2 protein-coding genes and 1 pseudogene are annotated in these 3,774 nt (G+C 75.5%); 1 reads left to right on the top strand and 2 read right to left on the bottom strand.

Annotated features, from left to right (window positions below; genetic code table 11):
- Window positions 1-32 precede the first annotated feature (32 nt).
- Window positions 33-626 (bottom strand): helix-turn-helix domain-containing protein, encoded by a 594-nt coding sequence (locus LCE31_RS37780; protein WP_225022653.1) that lies wholly within the window; start codon window positions 624-626, stop codon window positions 33-35.
- Window positions 627-992: 366 nt separating this feature from the next.
- On the opposite strand from LCE31_RS37780, the pseudogene LCE31_RS37775 reads away from it, so the two are divergent.
- Window positions 993-2,036: pseudogene (locus LCE31_RS37775) on the top strand (NAD(+)/NADH kinase); the annotation flags it as partial.
- 237 nt (window positions 2,037-2,273) lie between these two features.
- Here LCE31_RS37775 and LCE31_RS37770 read toward each other — a convergent pair.
- Window positions 2,274-3,278: a PHP domain-containing protein gene (locus LCE31_RS37770; RefSeq protein WP_225022651.1), complete on the bottom strand. Its 1,005-nt coding sequence runs from the start codon at window positions 3,276-3,278 to the stop codon at window positions 2,274-2,276.
- Between the last annotated feature and the right edge of the window lie 496 nt (window positions 3,279-3,774).

The following is a 3,774-nucleotide window of genomic DNA, read 5'->3' as shown; positions in this document are numbered from 1 at the left end:
CCCCCCCCCGCGGGCGGCGGGCCCCTGGCCCCTCAGTGCGGCGCGTTCGTGTCCTGGGGGTCCCGCAGCCCCGAGCGGTAGTGGAGCAGCAGCACCGAGCGGACCGGCCCGTCCGGCGCCGCGTAGCAGTGCGGCAGCGACGCGTCGAAGGACACGTAGTCGCCCGGGCCGAGCTGCACCCGGTGCCCGTCCACCTCGACCGCGAGGGTGCCGCTCTGCACCACCGTGTGCTCCGTGCCCGCGTGCCCCAGCGAGGGCTGCCGCGAGTCCGCCCTGACCTGCTGGTCGTAGAGCTCCATGATGACCCCGCCGGTCTCGACGCGCTGGAGCGGGCGCAGGTCCACACCCTCTCCGCTGAGCACGTCGGCCTCCGCCGCGCGGACTACCGTCACTGTGTCCACGTGATGCGTGTCCAGCAGGTCGGAGATGGGCATCTCCAGCGCGCGCGACAGGCTGAAGACCGTTTCGATCGTCGGGTTGCCGGTCGCCGACTCCAGCTGCGAGAGCGTCGCCTTGCCGATCCTCGACAGCCGGGACAGCTCGGAGAGGGACAGGCCGCGGCGGGTCCTCTCGCGTCGGAGATTGGCGGCCAGAACGTCCCGGACGGAACTGTTGGCGGGCTTCACTCGGCACTCCTAGGGCTGTCGGGCACGTTCGCTTCAGCGTACGGGCGGCGGGAAGGTCGCGTTCGACATAGTGAACGGACGCGTGGGTGGGGCAGAACGTACCTGGTCTCGGAGTGTAAGACGCCCGCAGCGTCCCCTTGCTCCGGGCTCCGGTGCTCCGGGCCTCTGGGCCTCTGGGCTCCCGCGCTCCGGGGCTCCGGGCCTCTGGGCTCCCGGCTCCCGGAGAGGGCAAAGCTGCCGCGGGCTCCGGGAGAGGGCAGAGTGAGTGTCGGCACCGCTGTCCCCGCGGGCGGCACGCGTCGGCGGCACGCGGGCCCGCGCCCGGACGACGACACGCTTGGACACTCTCGCCAGGGGAGCTCACGCATGACGGTGAAGCGGATGGGGCTCGTGGTGCACCACGGCCGCAAGGAGGCACGGGAGGTCGCCGCGGCCGTCCACACCTGGGGCGCGCTGCACAACGTGCAGTGCACGGAGATCGACGTGTGGGACCGGGACAAGCCCCGACACCGCGAGACGGAGGAGGAGACCGCCGCCGGCCACCCCGACCTCGTCGTCACTCTCGGCGGGGACGGCACCTTCCTGCGGGGAGCGCGGATCGCCGCCAGAGCCCCCCCCGCCGTGCTCGGCATCGACCTCGGCCGGGTCGGCTTCCTCACCGAGGTGCCGGCCGAGGACGCGGTGAGGGCGCTGGAAGCGGTCGACCAGGGCCACGCGATCATCGAGCGGCGGATGACACTCGCCCTGCGCGCCTCCCGGCCGCCGCGCATCCCCACCCGCCTGGAGGCCCTCCTGCGCTACGGGCGCGGGCCCGCGATGCCCCCGCCCGACGTGCGCGCGGACGAGACCGCCGACGACTGGGGCGTCGTCCTCGACACCGTCGCGCTCAACGACGTCGTGCTGGAGAAGCTCGCCCGTGACCGCCAGGTGAGCCTCGGCGTCTACCTCGCGGGCCGGCTGTTCGCCTCGTACTCCGCGGACGGCGTCATCGTCGCCACCCCGACCGGCTCGACGGCGTACAGCTTCGCCGCGGGCGGCCCCGTGCTCTCGCCCCACATGGACGCGGTGGTGTTCACCCCGGTGGCCCCGCACATGAGCTTCGACCGTACGGTCATCGCGGCACCCGACGAGCCGGTCGTGCTGCGCGTACTGCCGCACTCGGGCGCCGCCGCGCTCAGCATCGACGGCCAGCTGCGCGGCGTGCTTGACCCCGGCGACTGGATCGCCGCCTACGCGAGCCCGTACCGGCTGCCGCTCGTCAGGCTGGCGCCCGTCGACTTCTACCAGCGGCTGCGCCACCGCTTCCGGCTCAGCGACGCGCCGGCGACGGACGTGGACGCTCAGGTCGAGCGGCTGCTGCGGCCGCGGGGGCCGGTCCCCGCCGACCTCGCCCATCTGCGCCTGCCGCCGGAAAGGGCCCGGCGCGAGGACACCGCGCCCGCGAAGCGCACCGCGACGCCCGACGACGAGGGCGACGGTGGCGGCGGTGGCGACAGCACGGACGGCGTGGACCACACGGACGGCGCGGACCACACGGACGGTCTGGACCACACAGACCACACGGAGCACACCGACGCGGGTGCCGACGGGAAGAGCCGCGACGGCTGAGGGTCTCGGCCCACGCGGTCGGGACGGCCGTCCGGAGGGTCAGTGTGTCCAGTCGAGCAGGTCGTCCACCGGCCAGGTGTTCACGACCTGTTCGGGCGGTACACCGCACTCCTCGGCGCGTGCGCACCCGAGTTGCTGCCAGTCGAGCTGCCCCGGCGCGTGTGCGTCGGTGTCGATGGCGAACAGGGTGCCGGCCGCGACCGCGGCACGCAGCAGGCGCCGCGGCGGATCGAGGCGTTCGGGGCGGCAGTTGATCTCTACGGCGGTGCCGGACTCCGCGCATGCGGCGAACACCGCGTCCGCGTCGAACTCCGACTCGGGCCGCCGCCGCCCCGACAGCAGCCGGCCCGTGCAGTGCCCCAGTACGTCGGTGTGCGGATTGCGTACGGCGGCGACCATGCGGCGTGTCATGGCCGCGCGGTCCATCCGGAGCTTCGAGTGCACCGAGGCCACCACCAGGTCGAGCCGCGCGAGGAGTTCCGGCTCCTGGTCCAGCGAGCCGTCGTCCAGGATGTCGCACTCGATGCCGGTGAGCAGCCGGAACGGCGCCCAGCGCGTGTTGAGTTCCGCGACGGCGTCCAGCTGCTCCCGCAACCGCCCCGCCGAAAGCCCGCGCGCCACGGTGAGCCGGGGCGAATGGTCCGTGAGCACCGCCCATTCGTGGCCGAGCGCCCGCGCGGTCTCGGCCATCACATCGATCGGACTGCCACCGTCCGACCAGTTCGAATGCAAGTGGCAGTCGCCGCGCAGCGCCGCCCGCAGCCGTTCGCCGCCCACCGCGAGCGGGGCGCCGGCCTCCTCCTCCAGCCGCGCCAGATAACCGGGCACCGCGCCGCCGGCGGCCTCCCGTACGACCTCGGCGGTACGGGGTCCGATGCCCGCGACGCGGGCCAGCGAGCCGGCGGCGACGCGGTGTGCCAGCTCCTGCGACGGCATCCCGGACACGACGGACGACGCCGTGCGGAACGCGCGTACACGGTAGGTCTCGGCACCCGACCGCTCCAGCAGGAACGCGATCCGATCGAGTGCGGCAACCGGGTCCATGCCGCCATTGTCGGCGCAGGGCCGTGTGCGCGCATCCGGCGGGCCTCCTCCGGGGCCGGGGACACGGGCCCAGATACGGGCGCCTCCGCACGCGGCCCAGATAGGCAGCCCCCACGCGGGCCCGGGACGCGATGAGGCCCCGCGGCGCGAACACCGCGGGGCCTCATGCGCCGGACCTGTCCCCGCACGGGTGCCGCGTCCCCCGACGCACCGCCTTCTGCCGTACGGAACCTGCCCGGGCGCCCCCGGGGGGGGGGGGGCGGGGGGGGCCGGGCGCGGGGGGGGGGGGCCCCCCGCCCGGGGGCCCCCGGGGGGGGGGGGGGGGGCGCCCCGCCGGGGGGGGCGGGGGGGCGGGGGGGGCCCCCCGCGGGGGGGGGGCCGGCCGGGGCGGGGGGGGGGGGGGGGCCCGGGGGGGGGGGCGCCCCGGCCGCGCGGCGGACCTCAGCGGGAACGGGTCAGTGCTGGGCGGTGCGACGCCTGCGCGACGCCCACAGGA

Origin of the sequence: Streptomyces sp. 8L (assembly GCF_020176795.1) — a bacterium.
In the GTDB taxonomy this organism is placed as follows: Bacteria; Actinomycetota; Actinomycetes; order Streptomycetales; family Streptomycetaceae; genus Streptomyces.
The sequence above is the reverse complement of the archived record's forward strand: the minus strand, read 5'-3'. Positions and strand labels throughout refer to the sequence as shown.

Excerpts from the sequence above, each read along its gene's own strand:
- LCE31_RS37770 (WP_225022651.1), bottom strand. The coding sequence starts at position 3,278 with ATGGACCCGGTTGCCGCACTCGATCGGATCGCGTTCCTGCTGGAGCGG.